Below are 22,350 nucleotides of genomic sequence, written 5' to 3' on the forward strand. Positions count from 1 at the left end.
ACTGTTCCGGGTTAGCCCGTGGTTTTCCTAGGAAACATGGCCCTGTTGCCACCAGGGGCAGCCGCCCGGGCAGGGCGCCGCGCGGCGCGGCTTGTGGAGCTCGCGCAACAGTGTCCCGCAGGTGCCAGGCGCACGAGCCCACGCCCGCGCGCTCACGCGTGGCGGTGGTGATCGGTGGTGGCAGGCAGGGCCGCCGTCCGGCGGCGAGGCTTCAGCGGCCGTGGGGCCAGGTGCCCTGCGTGGCCGGCCCCTTGGCGGCCTTGGTGCGCGACACCCACAGCTTGTAGGCGGCCGGCGTCAGCTCGCGCTTGAGCAGCGCCACCAGCTCGCCATGGCCGATGCCGTGCTCCACCAGCACGCGGCGGAACGGCGGCTTGTCGTCCCAGGCCGTGGCGATGACGCGCTGGGTTTCTTCGGGACTGAGTCGGGGGGCTTGCTTGGCCATGGGCGCATTGTCGCGGCAAGGGCGCCCAAGCGCCCCTGCCACGCTCACGCCATGCCCGCGTTGCGCGTCAGGCGCCGCGCGTGACGGGCATGCGGATGCCGTCGGTCGGCAGCTTCATGTGGCGGGCCAGCTCCAGCTTGGCCAGCGAGTTGCGGTGCACCTCGTCGGGGCCGTCGGCCAGGCGCAGCGTGCGCTGGTGCGCCCACATCATGGCCAGCGGCGTGTCCTGGCTCACGCCGGCACCGCCGAACACCTGGATGGCCCAATCGATGACCTGCAGCGCCATGTTGGGCGCCACGATCTTGATCATCGCGATCTCGGCCTTGGCAACCTTGTTGCCCACGGTGTCCATCATGTAAGCGGCCTTGAGCGTCAGCAGGCGGGCCTGCTCGATCATGCAGCGCGCCTCGGCGATGCGCTCCTGCGTGACGGTCTGCTGCGCCAGCGTCTTGCCGAAGGCGGTGCGTGCGATGGCGCGCTCGCACATCAGCTCCAGCGCCCGCTCGGCCGCGCCGATGGAGCGCATGCAATGGTGGATGCGACCCGGGCCCAGGCGCCCCTGAGCGATCTCGAAGCCCCGGCCCTCGCCCAGCAGGATATTGCTGGCGGGCACGCGCACGTTCTTCAGCTCGACTTCCATGTGGCCATGCGGCGCGTCGTCGTAGCCGAACACGCTCAGCGGGCGGATGACGGTGATGCCCGGCGTGTCCGCCGGCACCACGATCATGGATTGCTGCTCGTGCTTGCCCGCCTCGGGGTTGGTCTTGCCCATCACGATGTAGACGGCGCAGCGCGGGTCGCCCGCACCGGAGCTCCACCACTTGCGGCCGTTGATGACGTAGTCGTCCCCGTCGCGCTCGATGCGGCATTCGATGTTGGTGGCATCGCTGGACGCGACGGCCGGCTCGGTCATCAGGAAGGCCGAGCGGATCTCGCCCTTGAGCAGCGGCTCCAGCCAACGGTCCTTCAGCGCCTCGGAGGCGTAGCGCTCCAGCGTCTCCATGTTGCCGGTGTCGGGGGCCGAGCAGTTGAAGACCTCGGGCGCCCAGAATGCGCGGCCCATGATCTCGCACAGCGGCGCGTACTCGAGGTTGGACAGGCCCTCCGGCGCCCGCGTGCTCTTGGGCAGGAAGAGGTTCCACAGGCCTGCGGCGCGCGCCTTGGGCTTGAGCTCCTCGATCACCTGCGTCGGCAGCCAGGGGTTGCCCGCGCGGCGGTTGGCCTCGACTTCTTCCAGGTAACGACGCTCGTTGGGCGTGATGTGTTCGTCGAAGAAGGCGAGCAGGCGTTCGCGCATCTGCGCGACCTTGGGGCTGTAGTCGAAGTTCATGGCGCGGCTCCTGTGGGGCGGACGCCAGTGTGGCCCAGCACTGCGCGCGCGCTTGTCACCGAGGCGGCAGGGCCCCGGCAACACGCAGACGGTTGCTCAGAACAGCCGCTTGAGCCGCAGCTGCGCCTCGCGCCGTGACAGCTCGCCCTGCTGGCGCAGGGTGTAGCCGCCCACCAGCGTCCAGTGGCGGCCGATGTACTTGGCCTGAGTCCACTGCCACTCGCGCACCGTGCGGCCGTCGCCCAGGCCGTTGTGCAACAGGCTGAAGCTGACCACCGCCTTCATGGCGAACACCTGGCGCAGCACAAAGCCCACGCTGGGCTGGGCGTACAGGTAGGCGCCGCTGCGGGCGCCCACGCCGGCCGTCGCCATCGCAAACACATCCACATCGCGGCCCAACCGCTGGGTGAGGCCCAGGCCGCCTTCGACGAGCAGGCTGCCACGGCTGCGCAGGTCACCCCCGGCCTGCGGCTCGTGGCCGATCTTGAAGCGCCCGGACAGGCCGCCACTGAAGCGGTCGCGCGGCAGCAGCGACTCCACGGCGTAGACCGTGGCCCGCTCCACCCGCGCGCCGCGGCCGCGCAGCGACTGCGTCAGCGCGAGCTCGAACAGCCGCAGCGCGCTTTCGTTGAAGTACATGTCGTTGCGGTCTTCCAGCCGGTGCGAGGCGGGCAGGAACTCCAGCAGCAGCGCCTCGTCGCCATCACGGCGCAGCAGGCCCACGCTGATCTGCGCATCGGGCGGCGCCGCGCTGGGGCTGAGCGCCGGGCTGCTGGTCAGCGTGAGGTCGTCCTGCGCGGCGGCCTGCAGGCGGCGCTGGTAGGCCGCACCGACCTCGGGCGCGCGCTGGCCGTTGCTGACCCACTGCTGGTTCAGCGCCAGCGCAGCTTGCTGGCGCAGGAAGCCGCGCGGGTCCTGCGGCGCGGCTGGGGGCAGGTCTTGCGCCGCCACGGCCTGCTGCACGCGGGCCACGTCGTCGGCGCTCAGCGCGGGGTCCAGCAGGTGCAGGGTCCAGCGCGGCGCGCTGAGGGCGCGGGCCGGCTCCAGCATGCCGGCGGCCTGCGCCGCCCGCACGACGTCCTTGGGCGTGGTCCAGAGGTCGGGCGTGGACAGCACCTCGGGCCGCGCCACCGCCAGCACCTGCTTGACCAGCGTGGCGCAGTTGTAGCGCTGGAAGTAGTAGGTGAACTGCACCGGCCGCAGCTCCATCAGGTGGGCCTGCAGCAAACGGCGCTGGGCCGCGTCCAGGCGCAGCGGGTGCTCCCACAGGCTGCGGCCCTCGCGGCCGATGTAGCCCTGCACCTGCTCGGCGTACGGGCCCAGCGTGAAGTAGCCCGGCATGCCGGCCACCAGGCTGCGCCAGAACAGGCGCGGCAGGTTCCAGGTCACCGGCTCGGTGAAGAAGGAGATCGCGTGCTCGCGGGCCTGGCCCGCAGCATCGTTGCCGCTGAGCTTCAGAAACACGTGCCCCATCATGCTGGAGGGCTGGCTCAGCGTCTCGGAGGCGAACACCAGCGCCACCTCGTCCATGGGCGCGCGGGCATTGAATTCGGTCAGGTCGGCGCAGTGCGCGAGCGAGCGCTCGGGCAGCACGCCCTGGCGGTGCAGCCAGAGGTAGCGGGCGGGAAAGCGGCACAGGCTCTGCGCGTCAGGCCCTTGCAGCAGCGCCACGGTGGCCTGCAGCTCGGCGCGCGGCGAGAACTGCGGCAGCGACAGCAGGAAGGCCGGGTCGCGCACCATGGGCTGGCCGTCGCTCACATGCAGCAGCGCCGCCCAGCCGGGGTCGGCGGCCACGGTGTCGAGGTCGGCCGCCGCCACCGGGGCAGCGGCGACGCACAGCCATGCAAAAGCGGCCCGAAGGCCGCTTTGCATGCGCAAGCGCAGGCGGGAGATCACTGGCAGCTGACGACCACCGAGTCAGCGTACTTCCACATGCGCTCGGTCGAGTAGTCGGTCGTGGAGCCCAGGGCGCCACCGCTCAGGATGTTGATGAAGAACTTGGAGTCCACCGAGCTGGCGACGGTGGTGTTCTTGGCGCAGCCGGCGGTGTCGACGGTCACGATCTTGTCGCCCTTGGCGCGGGTGAACTGCACCACGCCCGGGCCGGTGAAGGCCTTGCCATCGACGGTGCCGGTGATGGGCTTGCCGGTGGACGAGGTGATGTTGACGCCTTGGGTCTGGTCGTTGAGGATGGAAGCGCAGCCGGTGGACAGGACAGCGATGGCAACCAGGGCGGCAGCGTTGAGTTTCTTCATGGGTGTTGAAGCAAAGGTTGGAAACAAGGATGCGGCCAACCGCTGCGACGACCGGCAACGAGACGAAAGACCGCCGCACCGCGCTTGCGCGATGCGCCTGTTGCCCTCCTCCCTCACTGCAGGCCGTTGTGCCACGGCTGAACGCGGCGCGACTGTAACCAAGGCTTTGTCGCTGGCCGCCAACAAATCCAGGGCAACAATGCCCAGGCCCACCCTCACCCGCGTGGGCCGCCATCCGGCGCACAGCCAGCTGGTGGCGGCGGCTTGTGCTCAGGCCTTCAACAGCTTCTCTTCGGCCAGCACCAGCGCCGCCGGCGTGCCGCTGATGACCAGCGTGTCGCCGCCGGCGAGCGTGGCGCCGTCGACGAGCTGGCCTTTGCCATCGGCGCGGCGCAGCGACACCACGGCCACGCCGATCGCATGCAGCGCCAGGTCGTCCAGCGGCCGGCCGGCGTGCGCCGAGGCCGTGGGCAGCGTGACGGAGGACAGCCGCGCCTGCTCGATCTCGTCCACCGTGTCGTCGTCCGCGCCGTGGAAGTAGCCGCGCAGCAGGCCGTAGCGCTTGTCGCGCGCGTCGCGCGTGATGCGGATGACGCGCCGCATCGGCACGCCCACCAGCGCCAGCGCATGGGACGCCAGCATCAACGAGCCCTCGATGGCCTCGGGCACCACCTCGGTCGCGCCGGCCGCCTTGAGGCGCTCCAGGTCGCTGTCGTCAATGGTGCGCACCACCACCGGCACGCGCGGCGCATGCGCGCGCACCAGGTCCAGGATCTTCAGCGCCGACGGCGTGTCGTGATAGCTGACGACGACCGCGCTGGCCCGCGCCAGGCCTGCCGCCATCAGGCTCTGCACCTTGGCAGCATCACCGAACACGACGCTCTGGCCGGCCGCCGCCGCCTGGCGCACGCGGTCGGGGTCCAGGTCCAGTGCCATGTACGGAATGTGCTCGCCTTCCAGCAGACGTGCCAGGTTTTGCCCCGAGCGGCCGTAGCCGCAGATGATGACGTGGGCTTCCTGCTTGATGCTCTTCTTGGCGATGGTGGTCAGCTGCACCGACTGCATCAGCCAGTCGCTGCTGGACAGCTTCATGACGATACGGTTGCTGTACAGGATGAGCAGCGGCGTGGCCAGCATGGACAGCACCATGCTCGCCAGCACCGGGCTGACCCAGTGCGGCGCGATGAGCTGGTGCTGCGCGCCCAGCGTCAGCAGCACAAAGCCGAACTCACCCGCCTGCGCCAGGTACAGGCCCGTGCGCAGGGCCACGCCCGGCGGCGTGCGGAACAGTCGCGCCAGCCCGGCGATGAGCACGAACTTGGCCAGGATGGGCAAGGCCGTGAGCAGGATCACCAGCCACCAGCTGTCCACCAGGGGGCGCCAGTCCAGCTTCATGCCGATGGTGATGAAGAACAGCCCCAGCAGCACGTCGTGGAAGGGCCGGATGTCGGTCTCCACCTGGTGACGGTACTCGGTCTCCGAGATCAGCATGCCGGCCACGAACGCCCCCAGCGCCAGGCTCAGGCCGGCATGCTCGGTCATCCAGGCCAGGCCCAGCGTGACGAGCAGCAGGTTCAACATGAACAGCTCGTCGCTCTTGCGCCGCGCCACCAGCGTGAGCCACCAGCGCATGAGCTTCTGGCCACCGTACAGCAGCAAGCCCAGCAGCACGATGGCCTTGAGCGCCGCCCAGGCCAGCGCCTCGGCCATCTGGCCGCCGCTGCTGTTCAGCGCCGGGATCAGCACCAGCAAGGGCACCACCGCCAGATCCTGGAACAGCAGCACGCCCATCACCAGCTTGCCGTGCGGGCTCTCCAACTCCAGCCGCTCGGCCATCAGCTTGACGACGATGGCCGTGGAGCTCATGGCCATGGCGGCGCCCAGCACCAGCGCGCCCTCCCACTGCAGCTCCCACACGCCGCCGAGCAGCGCGTAACCGGCGATCAGCAGCGCGTTGCCGACCATCGCGCCGGCAACGGTCAGCACCACCTGCGACATGCCCAGCCCGAACACCGCCGTCCGCAGCGCGCGCAGCTTGGGCAGGTTGAACTCCAGCCCGATGGCGAACATCAGAAACACCACGCCGAACTCGGCCAGGTACTGGATGCCGGCCGAGTCCTGCGCGAACGCCAGTGCGTTGGGGCCGATCAGCACCCCCACCGCCAGATAGCCCAGCATGGGCGGCAGCTTCAACGAACGGCAGACGACGACGCCCAGCACGGCGGCGACGAGATAGAGCAAGGCGAGGTCGAGCGAGGTCACCGGGCGATGGTATTCGTCACCATCACCGCAAGCCTGGGGATAGTGCGGGCCTGCGACGCCGTGGCATGTCCCTATAGTCCGCGCCGCTGCGTAAGCCCGCCTTGCGACGAGGCCGCGGTTGCAGGCAGCGCGTTCCATCCAAGACACAAGGGAGTTCCATGTCCGTACTGATGAAGTGGGCGCGCCGAACCGCGCTCGGCCTGTTCCTGACCACCACCGCCCTGCTGGGCGGCTGCGCCAGCGCCTACCTGGACGGCAGCACCAAAGAAATTCCCGCCGCGCAGTTCAAGAAGCCGGCCAGCCCGGCGCCGGTGCAGGTGCTGTTCGACTTCCAGACCAAGGGCGTGGCCAACGCGCACGCAACCGCGCTGCTGCGCGACCGTGTCATCGCGCAGGTCAAGGCCAGCGGCCTGTTCAGCGACGCCAGCACCAACGCCACGCCCAACGGCGCCGTGCTCAGCATCACGGTGAACAACGTGCCGCTGACCGATGACGCGTTCTCCAAGGGCTTCGTGACCGGTCTGACCTTCGGCCTCGCGGGCTCGCAGGTTTCGGACGGCTATGTCTGCACCGCCACCTACCGCGCGTCCAACAACGCCGCGCCGCTGACCAAGCAGGCCCGTCACGCCATCCACACGACCATGGGCGCAGCCGCCACACCCGGCAACGCGACCAAGATGCCGGACCACCAGGAAGCCGCCTTCCAAATGACCACCCAGGTCGTGAGCAACCTGCTCAACCACCTGTCGCACGACGCCAACTTCAAGTGAACCCACCGACCACCATGAACATCACGATGAACCCTTCGCGCGCGCTGTGCCAGCGCCTGGCCCTGGTCGCCCTGCTGGCCGTGCTGACGGGCTGCGCGTCCGTGACCATGCCGGCTGCCGCGCCCAGCGCCGCCAATGCCGAGAAGCTGCGCGCCACCAAGCTCGCGCCCGCGCAGATGGGCAGCTTCAAGCTGGCTGCCGGCAAGCCGGCCGACATGGACACCACGCTCGGCGGGCTGCGCGGCTCGTCGGTCAGCCCGGCCAACGGCAGCTTCGCGGGCCAGCTGCGCGATGAGATCGCGTCGGAACTGGCGGCCGCGGGCCTGCTGGACCCCAAGTCCGGCATCGTCATCGAAGGGCAGCTCACCGACAGCATGGTCGACGCCGGCATGAGCACCGGCAAGGGCCGGCTGGCGGCCAAGATCCAGGTCAAGCGCGGCGGGCAGACGCTGTTCGACAAGGAGATCGTCGCCGAGGCCACCTGGGAGTCGTCCTTCGTTGGCGCCATCGCGCTGCCGGCGGCCATCAACCAGTACGGCGCCCTCTACAAGACCCTGGCCGGCAAGCTGTTTGACGACGCCGACTTCAAGCGCGCCCTGGCGGCCAAGTAAACCGGCGACGCGCCACGACCAACCCGGCTCTGGCCGGGTTTTTTTGTGCCTTGGGTGCGCGGCCACCAGTGGAATTCCGCACGGTTTCATGGGGCTCATGCATTGCTTGCATGAGCGCATGACCAGTTGGCTAGACAAGTTGTTGAGGCGAAGCCAGCCTTCGCGCTACCGTTCGCCCCACCAAAAATTACGGAGCGTTTCATGCCCAACCTGTCCTTCGTCTCGCCGACGCGCAACAGCCCCTGGGGCACGTATCTGTCGCAGATTGATGCGGTGGAGCCCTACCTGGGCCACTTGAGCAAGTGGGTCGAGACGCTGCGCCGCCCCAAGCGCGCGCTGATCGTGGACATCCCCATCGAGATGGACAACGGCACGGTGGCCCACTTTGAGGGCTACCGCGTGCAGCACAGCCTGACGCGCGGCCCCGGCAAGGGCGGCGTGCGCTACCACCCGGACGTCACGCTGGAAGAAGTGATGGCCCTGTCGGCCTGGATGACCATCAAGAACGCCGCGGTCAACCTGCCCTACGGCGGCGCCAAGGGCGGCATCCGGCTGGATCCGGCGCTGCTGTCCATGAAGGAACTGGAGAAGGTGACGCGCCGCTATACCAGCGAGATCGGCATCATCATCGGCCCGCAGCAGGACATTCCGGCGCCGGACGTGAACACCAACGGCAAGATCATGGCCTGGATGATGGACACGTACTCGATGAACACCGGCGCCACGGCGACCGGCGTCGTCACGGGCAAGCCCATCGAGCTGGGCGGCTCGCTGGGCCGCGTGGCCGCCACCGGCCGCGGCGTGTTCGTCGTGGGCCGTGAAGCCATGCGCCGCCTCAACATCAACATGGAAGGCGCCCGCATCGCGGTGCAGGGCTTCGGCAACGTCGGCTCCATCGCCGCCAAGCTGTTCGCCGCCAACGGCGCCAAGATCGTTGCCGTGCAGGACCACACCGGCACGCTGGTCAACAGCAACGGCTTCGACATGGCCGACCTGCTGGACCACGTGGCCAAGACGCGCGGCATCGCCGGCTTCAAGGGCGGCGACATGATCGCCAACGAGGACTTCTGGGACGTCAAGAGCGACGTGCTGATCCCCGCCGCGCTGGAAGGCCAGATCACCGCCGATCGCGCCAAGCGCATCTCCACCCGCCTGGTGCTGGAAGGCGCCAACGGCCCGACGACGCCCGACGGCGAGGCCGTGCTGGCCGACCGCGGCATCGTGGTGGTGCCGGACGTGATCGCCAACGCCGGTGGCGTGACGGTGTCTTACTTCGAGTGGGTGCAGGACTTCTCGTCCTTCTTCTGGACCGAGGACGAGATCAACCTGCGCCTGGACAAGATCATGATCGGCGCGTTCAAGCACATCTGGGAAACGGGCGAGCAGCACCGCATCCCGCTGCGCACCGCCGCTTTCACGGTGGCCTGCACGCGCGTGCTGCAGGCGCGCGAAGAGCGCGGCCTCTACCCCTGAGCCGCCGGCCTCGTCCCAGCCGCAAGCCCGCCCCGTGCGGGCTTTTTTGTCCTCAACCCTTCAGCACGGCGCCCGTGCTGTCCAGCACGCGCAGCGCCACCGGGATGGCGCCGGCCACGCTCTGCGTGACGGTGCAGTAGTCCTCGAAGGTGTCGAGCACCCGCTGCAAGTGGGGCAGTTCGGCCGCCGGGCGGCCCAGGTGCAGGTCCACCGCCAGGCCCAGCACCCGCATGCGGTTGCGCTCGTTGCGGCCGACCGTCGCCTTCACGTCGGCGCGCAAGCGGCCGGGCTCGTCCTTGTACTTCTGGCAGGCGAACAGCAGCGACGCGCTGAGGCAGTTGCCCACGGCCGACGCCAGCAGCTCCACCGGGTCGGGCCCCAGGCCCGTGCCCAGCGGCGCGGGCTCGTCGGACAGCAGCACCGGGATGTCCGGGCCAAAGCGGTGTTCGAACTGGTAGCCCTGGCGCTGGGTCAGGGTGACGCTGGGTTGGTCCATGAAGCCTCCGGAATGAGGCCGCCATTCTGTGCCTGTCATCGCGCGGCCCGCCGCGTCCGTTGCGTCACGGCCCCGCTGTGGCGGCGCTGAATAATGCACCCCATGCCACGTCTGCTTTCGTTGTTCCTGCCCCTGCTGCTCACCGCCCTGCTCGCGGGCTGCGGCGGCCTCCCCAAGGCGGCCGACAAGTCCAAGAAGGTCTACCAGGGGGAGAGCTTCGCCGCCGAGGAGACCTTCTCACGCCTGTTCGACGCCGGGGTGGACGACACCTGCGAGGCCGCGCGCCGCGCGCTGCTGAGCCAGGGCTACGTCATCAGCAAGGCCGCCAGCGGCATGGTGCAGGGGGCCAAGCGCTTCCAGCCCGAGGGCGAGGTGCATGTGGAGATCGGCTTCAACGTCGTCTGCGTGGGCGACGGCCCCAAGCAGCAGGTTGCCACCGCCTACGTCAGCGCCCAGCAGGACCGCTACGTGCTGAAGAAGAACGCGCAGGCCGCCAGCCTGGGCGTCAGCGCGCTGGGCTCCATCTCGGTGCCGCTGTCGTCCACCGAGGACTCGCTGGTCAAGGTGGCCTCCGAGACCATCCCGGCCGGCGAGTTCTACGACCGCTTCTTCACGCTGATGAGCCGCATGCTGCGCGAAAACACCACGGGCGAGCCCCGCTGATGCGCGCGCTGCTCACCACGCTGGCACTTGCCGCCGCCGCGGGCCACAGCCTGGCCGCGCCGCCCCTCACCACGCAGGCCGAGCGCAGCGGCTTCGTGCAGACCGGCCGCTACGACGAGGTCGCCCAGCTGTGCCGCGACTTTGCCCGGGCCCACCCGGCGCAGGTACGCTGCGAGCGCTTCGGCACCACGCCGCAGGGCCGGCCGATGTGGGCGCTGGTGGCCAGCCAGTCCGGCGCGCTGACGCCGGCCGCCGCGCGCCGCGCCGGGTTGCCGGTCACACTGGTGCAGGGCGGCATCCATGCCGGCGAGATCGACGGCAAGGACGCAGGTTTCCTAGCGCTGCGCGAGCAGCTGGCCCGGCCCGGCGCGCTGCGCCACCAGGTGCTGGTGTTCGTGCCGGTGTTCAATGTCGACGGCCATGAGCGCTTCGGCCCCTGGCACCGCCCCAACCAGCGCGGCCCCGAGCAGATGGGCTGGCGCACCACCGCGCAGAACCTCAACCTGAACCGCGACTACGTCAAGGCCGACGCGCCCGAGATGCAGGCCATGCTGGGCCTGGTGCGCGCCTGGGACCCGCTGGTCATGGTGGACCTGCACGCCACCGACGGCGCGCAGTTCGAGCACGACATCGCCATCATGGTGGAGCCCGTGCACGCGGGCGATGCCGCGCTGCGTGAGGCCGGCCGCGCCTGGCGCGACGGCGTCATCGACGCGCTCGCGGCCCAGGGCGGGCTGCCGCTGCCGTTCTACCCGTCCTTCGTCGAGATGGACAACCCGGCCAGCGGCTTCCGCGACGGCGTGCCCACGCCGCGCTTCTCGCAGGGCTACTTCCTGCTGCGCAACCGGCTGGGCATGCTGGTGGAGACGCACAGCTGGCGCCCGTACCCGCACCGCGTGCGCCAGACCCGCCAGACCATCGACGCGGTGCTGGACCAGGTGGCCCGCCACGGCCGCGACTGGCTGCGGCGCGCCCACGCGGCCGACGCCCGGCCGCCCGCCGAGGTGGCGCTGACCTGGCGCACACGGCCCGAGGCGCGCGAGATCGAGTTCCGCGGCTATGCCTACACGCGCACGCCCAGCGAGGTGTCGGGTGCGCTGATGACGCGCTATGACGAGACGCGGCCGGAAGTCTGGCGCGTGCCGCTGCGCGACCGCATCGAGCCCGACCTCGTGCGCGCCGCGCCCCGCGCAGGCTACCTGGTGCCGGCCGAACACGCGGCCTGGGTCGGCGAGAAGCTGGCGCAGCACGGCGTGCGCTTCGAGCGCCTGGCCCGGGGCCGCACGGCGCTGCCGGTGCAGGTCTGGCGCGCCAGTGCCGTCAAGCGCGACGCCGCCTCCACCGAAGGCCACCACCGCATGGCGCTGGCCGGCCAGTGGGCCGCCGAGGCGCGCGACCTGCCCGCCGGCAGCCTGTTCGTGCCGGCACAGCAACCGCTGGCCGCGCTGGCCATGCACCTGCTGGAGCCCGACGCGCCCGACTCGCTGGCCAGCTGGGGCCGCTTCGCGCCGGCCTTCGAGCCCAAGGAATACATGGAGCCCTACGTCGCCGAGCAGGTGGCCCGCGAGCAGCTGGCCGCCAGCCCGGCGCTGCGCGAGGCCTTCGCCACCCGGCTGCGCGACGACGCCCGCTTCGCCGCCGACCCGCAGGCGCGGCTGGACTTCTTCTACCGCCGCGCACCCAGCTGGGACGAGCGCTTCAACCTCTACCCGGTGCTGCGCACGGATCAGCGCCCCTGACCCACGCCTAGACGCAGCGCGGGGCCGGGCCGGCGGCCCGCGGTCAGGCGTGGCCGCCGGGCATTCACTGGCGATGAGCCCCCCCTGACGATCAGCCGAGCGCTGACGCGGGACGCTGCCCGCTCATTTCTTCGCCGGTCGCACCGGCCCGTTGTGGTGCTGGTGCAATCGATGCGCAGCGTCGGCGCCACAGTCGCCCCGCGCAGTGGGAACAAATCCACGCCCATCGCGCGATGCGTTGCGAAAAATCACAGGGCCTCATCACTTTTGACGAAACACTCGCGGCGCCGCAACGGCTTTCCGTCTCCGAAGGTCCCGCCGCGCCCCCCGCGCCACGGGCCGCTGACCGCACATCGTCCATGTCTCATCCGCGCGCTTCCCTGCCCTCCGAGCCCAGCAGCACCCCGTCATGGGCCCGCCCGGGCGTGTCCTGGTTCCGCAACATGCGCTTCACGGCCAAGGCCACCGTGATCCTGCTGTTCCTGCTGGTGCCCATCCTGTTCACGACCTACCTGCTGGTTGCCGACCGCCAGGCCGCCATCGCGGCCACGCAGCTGGAGCGCACCGGCCTGCGCGGCGTGCAGTTGGTGATCCCGGCGATGGACGCCACGCAGCTGCTGCGCCGCGCGCTGGTGGACCAGGCCAATGGCGTGGAACGCCCCGATGTGGCCGAACTGCGCCAGCGCTTCAAGGCGGCCATGGACGCGCTCGCCAAGGACGGCAAGCCCCTGCTGGACACCCTGCCCGACCCCGGCACCGAGCACTGGCAGGCCCTGACGGCCGCGCGCCAGGCGGCGGACAGCCAGGCCAGCGGCCTGAGCGCTGCCGAGGTGCGCAAGCCCTATGTGGAGATCAGCGCGCAGCTGGGCGAATTGACCCAGCATCTCGTGGACGTGAGCGGCCTCGCGCTGGACCCCGAGGGCGACTCCTACTACCTGATGATGGTCGGCACCGTGCACCTGCCTGACCTGCTGGAGAACCTGGGCCTCACGCGTGCCGCGCTGGCCAGCCTGGCCGCCGACCCACAGAACGCCCGGCTCACCGCACAGGCCGCCGCCCGCATGGCGGTAGACAAGAAGCTGGTCGAGACCGTGGCGTCCGAGTTGGGGCGCGTCACCGAGTTCAACCCCACACTGCCGGTGGCCCAGCACCTGGATCACCTGAAGCCCGTCAAGGCGTTGATCGCGCAGCTGAGCCCGCTGGTCATGCAGCAGGCGGCCGAGCTGCCCGCGCCGGCCGAGATCGTCAAGCAAGCCTCGGCGGCCATCCAGTCGCTGAGTACGCTGCAGCGCGACGTGGCCAACGAGCTGGACGGCCTGCTGCAGGCCCGCGAGGAGCGCCTTGTGTCGCGCATCACGGTGGCCATCGCCATCGTCAGCGTGATGGTGCTGGGCGGGCTGTACTTCTTCTACTGCTTCTACCTGTCGATGAAGTCCGGCATGCGCACGCTGACCCGCCGCATGCACGCCATGGCCACCGGCGACCTGACCGACACGCTGGTCCCCAAGGGCAGCGACGAAACCGCCGACCTGCTGCGCTCGCTGGCCGAGATGCAGACCTCGCTGCGCGGCACCGTGCGCGACGTGCGCGAAGCGGCCGACGCCATCATGCAGTCGTCGCAGGAAGTCGCCGAAGGCAGCCTGGACCTGTCCCGCCGCACCGAGCAAGCCGCTGCCAACCTGGAGGAAACCGCCTCGGCGATGGAGCAGATCAGCGCCACCGTGGCCAGCACCACCGACGGCGCCGGTCAGGCCGCCCGCTCGGCCGATGGCAACGCGCAGCTGGCCCAGCGCGGCGGCGAGGTCATCGCTCAGGTGGTGGACACCATGTCTGGCATCGAAACCTCCAGCCGCCGCATCGGCGAGATCATCGGCGTCATCGACAGCATCGCTTTCCAGACCAACATCCTCGCGCTGAACGCCGCCGTCGAAGCCGCCCGGGCCGGCGAGCAGGGCCGGGGCTTTGCGGTCGTGGCGAGCGAGGTGCGCGCGCTGGCCCAGCGCAGCGCGTCGGCCGCACGCGAGATCAAGCAGCTCATCCTGGAAAGCGGCGAACGCGTCGACGGCGGCCAGCGCATCGTGGCCGAGGCGGGCACCACCATCCGCGCCATCGTGGACAGCACCCACCAGGTGGGCGAGCTGCTGGGCAGCATCGCCAACGGTGCCCGCGAGCAGTCGCAAGGCATCGCCCAGGTCGGCGCCTCCATCCAGGAGCTGGACCAGATGACGCAGCAGAACGCCGCGCTCGTCGAGCAGACCGCCGCGGCAGCCAGCTCGATGCGCCAGCAGGCCGAGCAGCTGGCGGCCGCCGTGGGGGTGTTCCGGCTGCCCTGAGTGGCCTGGCCGGTGGCGGCTGGCGGTGTAGATTCGCGGCCGCCATGAACCGCCTGCTCACCGAACTGCAACGCCTGTACCCGCCCGCCGACGCCGGCCTCACCCACACGCTGGTGCTGGAGCTGGCCCGGCCGGCCGACTGGACCGCCCTGGGCCCGCTGTGGCGCGGCGTGCAGGCCGACCTGGGCCTGCCCGCGCCGGCCATTGCCGTGTCTGGCACCGACGGGCTGCAGCTGTGGTTCTCGCTGCAGCAGCCCGTCACCACCGCCCGTGCGGCCGACTTCCTGGCCGCGCTGCAGGCCCGCTACCTGCCCGATGTGGCACCGGCCCGGCTGCGGCCCTGGGCCGACGGCAGCCGGCCCACGCTGCCGGCGCAGGACGCCGCCAGCGGCAACTGGTCCGCCTTCATCGCGCCCGACCTCGCCCCTGTCTTCGCCGACACGCCCTGGCTGGACATCCCGCCCAGCGCCGACGGCCAGGCCGACCTGCTGGGCCGGCTCACCAGCATCCCGCCCGCCGCCTTCGACGCCGCACTGCGCGCGCTGCAGCCCGTAGCCCCCATCAGCGCGGCACCGGCAGCAACCACCACCGCCCCCCAGCCCGGCCCGCGGCTGGACCCGCGCCAGTTTCTGCAACGCGTGCTGGACGACGAGAGCGCGCCGCTGGCCCTGCGCGTCGAGGCCGCGCGCACGCTGCTGCAGCACCCATGAGCGCCCGCAACACGGCACGCCGCCCGCTGGGCCTGGCGCTGATTTTCTTCATCGGCTTCGGTCTGCTGGGCCTGGCCATGCACCACGGCGCCACCGCCGGCTGGGACCAGGCTGCGCTGCAACTCGCCCAGCAGTGGCGCGCCGCCCACCCGGCCGTGACGCGCGCCATGCTCGACGCCAGCAGCCTGGGCGGCACGCCGGTGCTGACGCTGTTCACCCTGCTGGCCGCCGGCTACCTGCTCAGCGTGGGCCGGCCCGCGCGGGCGGCCGCCGTGGCTGCGGCCATGGTCAGCGGCGTGCTGGCGCTGGACGGGCTGAAAGCCGTGTTCGAGCGCGCCCGGCCCGACCCCGCCTTCGCCGCGCTGGTGCAGGACGGCCTGAGCTTTCCCAGCGGCCACGCCAGCATGTCGGCCGTGTTCTACCTGACGCTGGGCGTGCTGCTCGCGCAACGCCACGGCCGGCGTGCCGAGCGGCTCTACCTGCTCGCCGTGGCGACGCTGCTGGCCGCGCTGATCGGCACCAGCCGCGTCGTGCTGGGCGTGCACTGGGCCAGTGACGTGCTGGCCGGCTGGGCCTTTGGCGTCGGCTGGGCGGCGCTGTGGTTCAGCCTCGCGGCACGCCTGCGCGACGCACGCGGCCCGGGCTGACGCGCTCAGCCCGGCGCACGCCACACCAGCACCGGCCCGCCGTCGTCGATGCGCGCATGCACCGGCCGCTGGAAACCGGCGGCGCGCAGCGCGGCCAGTGCCGGCAGCGCGCGGTCGTCGGCGCGGGCCAGGCTGGCCTCGGCCGCGGCACCGAGGAAGGACAGGTAGATGGTCTGACGCGGCAGCAGCGCAGCCAGGTGGCTGCGCCAGGCCGCGCCCAGCCGGGCCTGCGCCTCGGCCGGGTCGCCGGCGTAGAAGCGCGCGCCCAGCGCCTGCCAGAACGGCGACGCGCCCGCAGCATCGCGCCAGCCCGGCAGCTCGGCCACCAGCGCGTCGCCGAAATCCTGCGGGTGCTGCTGCATGAGCGCCTGGGCGGCGGCGATGAGCGCGCCCAGCGCGGCCGTCTGCTGCGCGGCGCCCAGGCCGGGCGCGAGCTGCAGGTCGGCCAGCTCGGCCTGGCCCGTGTGGTCGTTGCCCAGCAGCAGCGTGGTCTGCACGCGGAACAGCGCGAGCTCCTGCGCCGCGTGCACGACGCGGCCGATGTGGAAGTGGTAGCGCGGCAGCGCCAGGCCCAGCCGCGGCACCAGCCGCAGCGACGCGCTGCCATCGGGCAGGGCCAGCCGGTGGCCATCGGCCGTGGTGTCGATGCGCAGGTCGCTCATGCCTGGCCCTCCGGTTGCAGCGGCACGGCCAGCAGCCGCTCGCCGGCACTGGCGGCCATGGCGCCGGTGTCCTCGGGCGTGGGCTGGTCGCCCGCGCGGGCCAGCACGGCGGCGAAGCGCTCGCGCGCCGGCCGCACCAGCAGCTGCAAGCGGCGCGGGCCGTCCGCCGCCTCGGCCTGCACCGTCACCTCGCGCGCCAGCCGCACGCTGCGCAGCGAGGCCAGCGGCGCCTCCACAGTGGGGCCGCCGTCGAAGATGTCCACATAGCTGTCGGCGTCGAAGCCCTCGTCCTGCAGGATGCCGAACGGGATCTCGCCCACCGGGTGCAGCTGGCCGATGGCCCACTGCGCGGCTTCGGGCAGCAGCGCCACGTAGACGGGCGACGGCGGCATCAGCTCGGCGATGCAGGCGCGGCTGCGGCCGCCGATGACGGCCTCGGCCTCGGGGTAGTCCATGCCGAAGAAGCGCCGGCCGACGGCGTCCCAGAACGGGCTCTGGCCGGCGGCGTCGGTCACGCCGGGGCTTTCGGCCGCGATGCGCTCGGAGAAGCGCTCGGCATGCGCCTGGATGAACAGCAGCCGCGCCCGGCTCAGCAGCTGGGCGGCCGGGCCGTGTTCGTAGGCAGGGTCGAGGTAGAACGAGGTCAGCAGCGTGGCGCCGGTCAGGTCGTGGCACAGGTGCAGCGTGTGCATGCGCTGCGACACGCCCAGCGCGGCGCTCGCATGCACGACGAACTCGTTGCGGTAGCTGTAGAAGCGGTCGAAGAAGCCGGCGCTGGCGGCGATGCCCGAGCAGCCCACGAGCCGGCCGGCGCTGGTGTCCTCCAGCACGAAGAGGTAGGTCTCCTCGCCGCTGGCGTCGTCGGGGCTGGCGAAGGCCTGCAGCGACGCGGCGATGCGCCGGCGCAGCTTGGCCTCATCGTTGGGCAGCGAGCTGATCGCATCGGCGCTGGCGGCGGCCATGCGGTGCAGGTCGGCAAGGTCGGCCGCCGCCACGGGGCGCAGCAGCAGGTGGTTCATGAGGTCTCTCCCGTGGGGGTGCCGCTGCGCCAGGCGAGCGCGCGGCGGCTGCGCTCGTCGCGCGGCGTGTGGCCGAAGTGGGCCTTGTAGGCGTTGGAGAAATGCGGCCCCGACGCGAAGCCGCTGGACAGGCCGATCTGCAGGATGGACTGGCTGCTCTGCTGCAGCAGCCGCTGCGCGCGGGCCAGGCGCAGCGCGAGGTAGTGGCGCGAGGGCAGCGTGTCCAGGTGCTGCTTGAACAGCCGCTCCAGCTGCCGGCGCGACACGCCCACCAGCCGTGCCACCTCCTCGGTGGGCAGCGGCTCGGCGAGGTTGGCCTCCATCAGCGCCAGCGCCTCGGCCAGCTTGGGGCTGCCGGCGCCGCGCTGCTCGCTGTAGCCGGCGCGCTGGCGCTCGTCGCGCGGCCGCAGGCCCTTCAGGCCCAGCGCCTGCGCCAGCTCCTGGCCGACGCGCTCGCCATGCTGCGCGGCCAGCCAGGCGCAGCACAGGTCCAGGCTGGCGGTGCCGCCGGCGCAGCTGAGCTGGCGGCCGTCCGCGGCGATCTCCCACAGGCCGGCCGCCCAGGCGACCGCGGGGTAGGCGTCGGCCAGCGTGTCCAGCTGCGCCCAGTCGGCGCAGGCGCGCTGGCCGTCCAGCAGGCCGGCCGCGGCCAGCGCGGCGGCGCCGGCGTCCACGCCCGCCAGCACGGCGCCCTGCGCGGCCCAGGCGCGCAACGCGGCCGACAGCAGCGGGTCGGCCGGCCCGGCCTCGGCGCTGAGCAGGAAGACGGCATGCCAGTCGGCGGCCAGCGCCCAGGGCTGGGTCAGCGCCTGCAGCCCGCTGGACGACGCCACCGGCCCGCCCGCGGCGGACAGGCAGTCGGCGCGGTAGCAGGCCTCGTCCTGCAGCGCGTTGACGGCGGCCAGGCTGTCGAGCACGCCCGCCAGCGCGAGCGCCGGGAAGCCGGGCTGCAACACCAGGCCGACACGGCGCAGCGGGGCGGGGGTCATGCGCGCATTGTGGCCGCCGTCACGCCCAGCCCATGCTGGCGGCGATGGCCAGCAGCGCCAGTGCCATGACGAGGTAGGCCGCCTGCAGCGGCAGCATCCAGCGCACCCAGGTGCCGTAGGGGATGCCCGACAGCGCCAGCACGCCCACGGTGATGCCGGACGTCGGGATGACGGCCGTCGTCAGCTCGCCGAACTGGAAGGCCAGCACGGCGGTCTGGCGCGTGATGCCCACCAGGTCGGCCAGCGGCGCCATCAGCGGCATGGTCAGCGCCGCCTGGCCGGTGCCGGAGTGGATGAAGAAGTTGATGACCGACTGGATCAGGAACATCTTCTGCGCGGCGAACACCGGGTTCTCCGAGCCCACCAGCGGCGCCAGCGCATGCAGCATCGTGTCGATGATCTGGCCGTCGCGCAGCAGGATGACGGTGGCCTTGGCCAGCGCGATGACGAGGGCCGTGCCGACCAGGTCGCGCGCGCCGTGCAGGAAGGCGGCGACGATGTCGTCGGCCGACAGCCGCGCCACCAGCCCCACCGCGACGGCCATGACGAGGAACAGCGCGGCGATCTCCTCGATGTACCAGCCCCAGCGCACGACGCCCGCGATCATGCCCACCAGCGTGGCGGCGAACAGCCACAGCACGGCGCGCTGGCGGCCGGTCATGCCGGCGAAGGCCTCGAAGCTGGCCAGGTCCAGCGTGCGGCGGCGCTCCTCGTCCAGCGCGAAGCTGGGGCTGAGCTCGGGCTGGCGGCGGATGCGCGCGGCCCACCACATCAGGAAGGCGATGGTCAGCCCCGTCGCGATGGCCCAGCAGATCGCGCGGTAGCCGATGCCGGAGAACAGCGGCACGCCGGCGATGCCCTGCGCCACGCCGACGTTGAACGGGTTCAGGAAGGCGGTGGCGAAGCCCACCTGCGAGCCGACGAAGGGGATGGCCACGCCGGTCAGCGAGTCCAGCCGCAGCGCCAGCGCCAGCGGGATGAAGATCAGCACGAAGGGGATGGCCTCCTCGGCCATGCCGAAGGTGGCGCCGCCCAGCGAGAACAGCGTGACGAAGCCAGGGATGACGGCCGCCCGCACCCACGCGGATTGCCGGTGCGCGCGGGCCACGGCCTTGATCATCGCGTCGATGGCCTCGGTCTTCTGCAGCACGGCGAACGCGCCGCCGACGATGAGCACGAAGCCGATGATGAGCGCCGCCTCCACGAAGCCCTTGATGGGCGCGGTGAGGAAGGCGACCACCCCCTGCGGCTTGGCCGCGGCGGGCTGGAAGCTGCCGGCGACGACGACCGGCTTGCCGTTGACCAGCTCGGTCTCGAAGCGGCCGCCCGGCACCACCCAGGTGGCCAGCGCAATGAGCGCCAGCAGGGCCAGCAGCAGGACGAAGGTGTTGGGGAGCTTGAGCTTCATGGCGACAGCAGGTTGCCGCTGCGCCACGGGGTGGCGCCGGCGATCTTCATGAGCCGCATGCCGCGCGTGGCGTAGCGGCGCGACGTGCGGGCAAAGCAGCGGCCGGCGGCGCGGGCGTGCAGCGGCGTGCGCGCATCGGACAGCGGGCAGACGAGTTCGGCCACCAGCTCGCCGGCGGCCACCCAGTCGCCTGGCGCCTTGGCGAACACGACGACGCCGGGCACGGGCGCGGTGACCGGCTCCACGCCCTCCAGCGGCGTGGCGGCACAGGCCGGCGGCGCGGGTGCGGCGTCGCCCCGCACATGGCCGGTGTCCTGCAGAAAGGCCAGCAGCGCGTCGGCGTCCTGCTCGGCCAGCGCCTGCGACACCTCGGTCTCGCCGCGCAGCTCCACGGTGGCGGCCAGGCAGCCCAGCGGGTCGATGGGGAAGCGGCCGTCGAAGTGCGCGGCCAGCTCCCACCAGGTGCGCGCCACGGTCTCGTCGAAGGGCTCGTCGCCCGACACCTCGGCCACCAGCAGCGCCTGCGCGCCCAGCCGGGCGGCCAGCGGCGCGAGGGCCGCGGCCTGCGGCGTGGCGGTGTAGACGTGCATGACGGCCTCGTTGTCGCAGTGCAGGTCCAGCACCAGGTCGGCATCGACCGCCAGGCCTTGCAGCAGCCGCTTCAGCGCCTCGGCGGCATCGGCCGGCTGCCAGGCCTGCAGCAGCGCGGCGCTGGCCGCGCGGATGGCGCGCGCATTGGCGTCGCGGTCGGCGCCCAGCCGGCCTTCCAGCCGCGGGATGAGCGCCGCCGTCAGGTGCCTGAAGCGGCGGTTGAAGTTCAGGCCCGTGGCGAGGTCGAAGCGGCCGAAGGCGCTGCCTTGCAGGTGCTGCGCCAGGCCCAGCGGGTTGGCCATGGGCACCAGCACGATCTCGCCGTCGATGGCGCCGGCGTCGTCCAGCGCCTGCAGCCGCTGCGCCAGCGCCTGCGCAACCAGCATGGGCGGCACCTCGTCGGCATGCAGCGCGGCCTGCAGATAGGCCTTGCGGCCGGACACGCCGCGTCCGAAGTGCAGGCTGCGCAGGCAGTGGGTGGTGCCGGCACTGGCGGCCGGCAGGTCGTGGATCAGGGTTCGCATCGGGCAGGGCGCTCAGGGCGCGGTGATCGGCGTCACGAAGGGCGTGGCCACGCGCACGGGCTGCACGTCCAGCCGCGCGTTCAGCACGGTGTAGTCCTCGCCGCCCAGCGCGCCGCTGAACCAGCCCGTCAGACCCGCGCCCTTGTAGAGCCGGAACTCGAAGCCCACGTCGGGCGCAGCGTCGCCGCCGCGCGGCCGCGCGCGCCAGGCCAGGCCGCGCACCTCGGGCGCCGGGCTGTCCAGCAGCTGGGCCATCGCGGTGACGAGGGTGTTGTCGCCGAGGATGTCGAGGAAGTAGGTGTCGGCGCGCAGGTAGGGCTTGTAGTCGCTGGCGGTGGGGTCGATGCGCGGCTCGCGCAGCTTGTGCGCGGCGGGCGTGGTGACGCCGGTGGCGAGGTCGTGGCGATCGCCGCGGTCCAGGTAGCTCAGGCGTGCGCCGCGCAGGTTGAAGTGCGGCAGCCGCGCATCGCTGCTGGCGTCGGACAGGTCCACCAGCAGCGCGCCGCGCGCGCCGATGACCTCCACCGCCGTGCCCTTGACGACGATGGCCGAGTCCTCCTCCACGCCCAGGCCCAGCCGGTAGCCGAAGGCGCGCATGGCCGGCAGCATGCGGCCGATGCGGCCGCGCTTGAGGAAGTGCTGGTCGATGAAGAGGTCGGGCCCGACGAAGCCCAACCCGCGGTCGTACTCGCGGCGCTCGCGCCAGCGGCCCTTGAGGATGTCCAGGTTGTCCTGCGCGTCGCGGAACATCATGCGGCTCATGATGGCCGCACCGGCGCTGGTGCCGGCCACGACACCACCGCCGTCGAACACCTCGCGGATGGCCTTCAGCATCGCGGTGGGCTGGCCGCCGGGCTGCAGCGTGTCGACGATGAGCTCCTGCGCGCCGCCGGAGAAGAACACCGCGCGCGCGGCCTTGACCTGCGCGATCAGCGCGGGGTCGGCCAGCTTGGCGGCCAGGTCCACGCCGGCCAGGCGCGGCGCCACCGGGATGACTTCGGCCTGCGCGCCGCGGCGGTTCAGCGCGGCGGCGATCTGCGCACCGCTGCGCGCCGGGTTGGCGGCCGCCGTCGCGAACACGGCGATGCGCGCACCCGCGCCGCCGGCCTCATCGACGATGCGCTGCCAGACGGCGTCGTTGTCGGTTTTCAGCGCGCCGCCGATGACGATGGCCGTGCCGGCCTGCGCGGCGCCGGCGGCCAGCAAGGCGGCCAACAAAAGGGGTTTCACGAACTTCATGCAGCCATGTTGTCAGCGGGCCTGTGCGGCGGCCACAGGGTTGGGCCCCGCATCGGTGCGCCATGCACCGCGGACGCAATTGCATGTCGCTTCAACGCAAGCGCTGTGGCGAGGCCGCCCGGCCCGCTTGCCGGGAAGCGACGCGCATTTGCGCGCAAGCGACCGGCGCGCCCAAACCCCATAG

General features: G+C 71.7%; 20 protein-coding genes. 8 read left to right on the plus strand and 12 right to left on the minus strand.

What is annotated here, in order from left to right:
- Window positions 1-211: 211 nt before the first annotated feature.
- The 5 genes from NYO99_RS12530 to NYO99_RS12550 all read right to left on the minus strand — a co-directional run bounded on the left by NYO99_RS12530 (window position 212) and on the right by NYO99_RS12550 (window position 6,292).
- On the minus strand, window positions 212-445 hold the full coding sequence (locus NYO99_RS12530; protein ID WP_268167542.1) for a DUF2805 domain-containing protein: 234 nt from the start codon (window positions 443-445) through the stop codon (window positions 212-214).
- Window positions 446-512: 67 nt separating this feature from the next.
- Window positions 513-1,775 carry an acyl-CoA dehydrogenase family protein gene (locus NYO99_RS12535; protein ID WP_268167543.1) on the minus strand — a complete coding sequence of 421 codons (1,263 nt, stop codon included), beginning with the start codon at window positions 1,773-1,775 and terminating at the stop codon, window positions 513-515.
- Between the two features lie 96 nt (window positions 1,776-1,871).
- On the minus strand, window positions 1,872-3,647 hold the full coding sequence (locus NYO99_RS12540) for a lipoprotein N-acyltransferase Lnb domain-containing protein (protein ID WP_268167544.1): 1,776 nt from the start codon (window positions 3,645-3,647) through the stop codon (window positions 1,872-1,874).
- 20 nt (window positions 3,648-3,667) lie between these two features.
- Entirely contained in the window at window positions 3,668-4,030 is a 363-nt protein-coding gene (locus tag NYO99_RS12545; RefSeq protein WP_268167545.1) for a hypothetical protein, read from the minus strand.
- A 270-nt stretch (window positions 4,031-4,300) separates the two neighbouring features.
- A complete protein-coding gene (locus tag NYO99_RS12550; RefSeq protein ID WP_268167546.1) occupies window positions 4,301-6,292 on the minus strand; it encodes a monovalent cation:proton antiporter family protein in 1,992 nt (663 codons plus the stop codon).
- Window positions 6,293-6,450: 158 nt separating this feature from the next.
- Here NYO99_RS12550 and NYO99_RS12555 point away from each other — a divergent pair, with 158 nt between their 5' ends.
- The 3 genes from NYO99_RS12555 to NYO99_RS12565 all read left to right on the plus strand — a co-directional run bounded on the left by NYO99_RS12555 (window position 6,451) and on the right by NYO99_RS12565 (window position 9,146).
- On the plus strand, window positions 6,451-7,062 hold the full coding sequence (locus NYO99_RS12555; RefSeq protein WP_268167547.1) for a hypothetical protein: 612 nt from the start codon (window positions 6,451-6,453) through the stop codon (window positions 7,060-7,062).
- Between the two features lie 14 nt (window positions 7,063-7,076).
- The gene (locus tag NYO99_RS12560) at window positions 7,077-7,673 is read left to right on the plus strand and encodes a hypothetical protein (RefSeq protein ID WP_268167548.1); all 597 of its coding nucleotides are present in this window, start codon (window positions 7,077-7,079) and stop codon (window positions 7,671-7,673) included.
- A 201-nt stretch (window positions 7,674-7,874) separates the two neighbouring features.
- Window positions 7,875-9,146 carry a Glu/Leu/Phe/Val family dehydrogenase gene (locus NYO99_RS12565; protein WP_268167549.1) on the plus strand — a complete coding sequence of 424 codons (1,272 nt, stop codon included), beginning with the start codon at window positions 7,875-7,877 and terminating at the stop codon, window positions 9,144-9,146.
- Window positions 9,147-9,198: 52 nt separating this feature from the next.
- Here NYO99_RS12565 and NYO99_RS12570 read toward each other — a convergent pair whose 3' ends face one another.
- Window positions 9,199-9,642, minus strand: coding sequence for an OsmC family protein (locus NYO99_RS12570; protein WP_268167552.1), 444 nt, complete (start codon window positions 9,640-9,642; stop codon window positions 9,199-9,201).
- 102 nt (window positions 9,643-9,744) lie between these two features.
- On the opposite strand from NYO99_RS12570, the gene NYO99_RS12575 reads away from it, so the two are divergent.
- The 5 genes from NYO99_RS12575 to NYO99_RS12595 all read left to right on the plus strand — a co-directional run bounded on the left by NYO99_RS12575 (window position 9,745) and on the right by NYO99_RS12595 (window position 15,734).
- Window positions 9,745-10,305 carry a DUF2242 domain-containing protein gene (locus NYO99_RS12575; protein ID WP_268167553.1) on the plus strand — a complete coding sequence of 187 codons (561 nt, stop codon included), beginning with the start codon at window positions 9,745-9,747 and terminating at the stop codon, window positions 10,303-10,305.
- Entirely contained in the window at window positions 10,305-12,044 is a 1,740-nt protein-coding gene (locus tag NYO99_RS12580; RefSeq protein ID WP_268167554.1) for a M14 family metallopeptidase, read from the plus strand. Before NYO99_RS12575 ends, NYO99_RS12580 begins: the two co-directional genes overlap by 1 nt.
- A 359-nt stretch (window positions 12,045-12,403) precedes the next feature.
- On the plus strand, window positions 12,404-14,377 hold the full coding sequence (locus NYO99_RS12585; RefSeq protein ID WP_268167555.1) for a methyl-accepting chemotaxis protein: 1,974 nt from the start codon (window positions 12,404-12,406) through the stop codon (window positions 14,375-14,377).
- 44 nt (window positions 14,378-14,421) lie between these two features.
- On the plus strand, window positions 14,422-15,087 hold the full coding sequence (locus NYO99_RS12590; RefSeq protein WP_268167556.1) for a hypothetical protein: 666 nt from the start codon (window positions 14,422-14,424) through the stop codon (window positions 15,085-15,087).
- Complete coding sequence (locus tag NYO99_RS12595) at window positions 15,084-15,734, plus strand: phosphatase PAP2 family protein (protein ID WP_268167557.1); 651 nt, start codon at window positions 15,084-15,086, stop codon at window positions 15,732-15,734. Before NYO99_RS12590 ends, NYO99_RS12595 begins: the two co-directional genes overlap by 4 nt.
- A 5-nt stretch (window positions 15,735-15,739) precedes the next feature.
- On the opposite strand, the gene NYO99_RS12600 is transcribed toward NYO99_RS12595, so the two are convergent.
- The 6 genes from NYO99_RS12600 to NYO99_RS12625 are packed head-to-tail and all read right to left on the minus strand — an operon-like array spanning window position 15,740 to window position 22,166.
- Complete coding sequence (locus NYO99_RS12600; protein WP_268167558.1) at window positions 15,740-16,396, minus strand: arginine N-succinyltransferase; 657 nt, start codon at window positions 16,394-16,396, stop codon at window positions 15,740-15,742.
- Entirely contained in the window at window positions 16,393-17,415 is a 1,023-nt protein-coding gene (locus NYO99_RS12605) for an arginine N-succinyltransferase (RefSeq protein WP_268167559.1), read from the minus strand. The genes NYO99_RS12600 and NYO99_RS12605 overlap by 4 nt, the downstream gene beginning before the upstream one ends.
- Window positions 17,412-18,404: a GlxA family transcriptional regulator gene (locus NYO99_RS12610; RefSeq protein WP_268167560.1), complete on the minus strand. Its 993-nt coding sequence runs from the start codon at window positions 18,402-18,404 to the stop codon at window positions 17,412-17,414. The genes NYO99_RS12605 and NYO99_RS12610 overlap by 4 nt, the downstream gene beginning before the upstream one ends.
- Window positions 18,405-18,423: 19 nt before the next feature.
- A complete protein-coding gene (locus NYO99_RS12615; protein ID WP_268167561.1) occupies window positions 18,424-19,812 on the minus strand; it encodes a YfcC family protein in 1,389 nt (462 codons plus the stop codon).
- Complete coding sequence (locus NYO99_RS12620; protein ID WP_268167562.1) at window positions 19,809-20,927, minus strand: succinylglutamate desuccinylase/aspartoacylase family protein; 1,119 nt, start codon at window positions 20,925-20,927, stop codon at window positions 19,809-19,811. The genes NYO99_RS12615 and NYO99_RS12620 overlap by 4 nt, the downstream gene beginning before the upstream one ends.
- A 12-nt stretch (window positions 20,928-20,939) precedes the next feature.
- Window positions 20,940-22,166 (minus strand): cyanophycinase, encoded by a 1,227-nt coding sequence (locus NYO99_RS12625; RefSeq protein WP_268167563.1) that lies wholly within the window; start codon window positions 22,164-22,166, stop codon window positions 20,940-20,942.
- Window positions 22,167-22,350: the final 184 nt, after the last annotated feature.

The organism is Roseateles hydrophilus (assembly GCF_026712245.1).
Taxonomy (GTDB): domain Bacteria; phylum Pseudomonadota; class Gammaproteobacteria; order Burkholderiales; family Burkholderiaceae_C; genus Pelomonas; species Pelomonas hydrophilus.

Bases quoted from the DNA above. Each gene is read 5' to 3' on its own strand.
- NYO99_RS12530 (WP_268167542.1), bottom strand. From the start codon at position 445: ATGGCCAAGCAAGCCCCCCGACTCAGTCCCGAAGAAACCCAGCGCGTC.
- NYO99_RS12535 (WP_268167543.1), bottom strand. From the start codon at position 1,775: ATGAACTTCGACTACAGCCCCAAGGTCGCGCAGATGCGCGAACGCCTG.
- NYO99_RS12540 (WP_268167544.1), bottom strand. From the start codon at position 3,647: ATGCAAAGCGGCCTTCGGGCCGCTTTTGCATGGCTGTGCGTCGCCGCT.
- NYO99_RS12545 (WP_268167545.1), bottom strand. From the start codon at position 4,030: ATGAAGAAACTCAACGCTGCCGCCCTGGTTGCCATCGCTGTCCTGTCC.
- NYO99_RS12555 (WP_268167547.1), top strand. From the start codon at position 6,451: ATGTCCGTACTGATGAAGTGGGCGCGCCGAACCGCGCTCGGCCTGTTC.
- NYO99_RS12560 (WP_268167548.1), top strand. From the start codon at position 7,077: ATGAACATCACGATGAACCCTTCGCGCGCGCTGTGCCAGCGCCTGGCC.
- NYO99_RS12565 (WP_268167549.1), top strand. From the start codon at position 7,875: ATGCCCAACCTGTCCTTCGTCTCGCCGACGCGCAACAGCCCCTGGGGC.
- NYO99_RS12570 (WP_268167552.1), bottom strand. From the start codon at position 9,642: ATGGACCAACCCAGCGTCACCCTGACCCAGCGCCAGGGCTACCAGTTC.
- NYO99_RS12575 (WP_268167553.1), top strand. From the start codon at position 9,745: ATGCCACGTCTGCTTTCGTTGTTCCTGCCCCTGCTGCTCACCGCCCTG.
- NYO99_RS12580 (WP_268167554.1), top strand. From the start codon at position 10,305: ATGCGCGCGCTGCTCACCACGCTGGCACTTGCCGCCGCCGCGGGCCAC.
- NYO99_RS12585 (WP_268167555.1), top strand. From the start codon at position 12,404: ATGTCTCATCCGCGCGCTTCCCTGCCCTCCGAGCCCAGCAGCACCCCG.
- NYO99_RS12590 (WP_268167556.1), top strand. From the start codon at position 14,422: ATGAACCGCCTGCTCACCGAACTGCAACGCCTGTACCCGCCCGCCGAC.
- NYO99_RS12595 (WP_268167557.1), top strand. From the start codon at position 15,084: ATGAGCGCCCGCAACACGGCACGCCGCCCGCTGGGCCTGGCGCTGATT.
- NYO99_RS12600 (WP_268167558.1), bottom strand. From the start codon at position 16,396: ATGAGCGACCTGCGCATCGACACCACGGCCGATGGCCACCGGCTGGCC.
- NYO99_RS12605 (WP_268167559.1), bottom strand. From the start codon at position 17,415: ATGAACCACCTGCTGCTGCGCCCCGTGGCGGCGGCCGACCTTGCCGAC.
- NYO99_RS12610 (WP_268167560.1), bottom strand. From the start codon at position 18,404: ATGACCCCCGCCCCGCTGCGCCGTGTCGGCCTGGTGTTGCAGCCCGGC.
- NYO99_RS12615 (WP_268167561.1), bottom strand. From the start codon at position 19,812: ATGAAGCTCAAGCTCCCCAACACCTTCGTCCTGCTGCTGGCCCTGCTG.
- NYO99_RS12620 (WP_268167562.1), bottom strand. From the start codon at position 20,927: ATGCGAACCCTGATCCACGACCTGCCGGCCGCCAGTGCCGGCACCACC.
- NYO99_RS12625 (WP_268167563.1), bottom strand. From the start codon at position 22,166: ATGAAGTTCGTGAAACCCCTTTTGTTGGCCGCCTTGCTGGCCGCCGGC.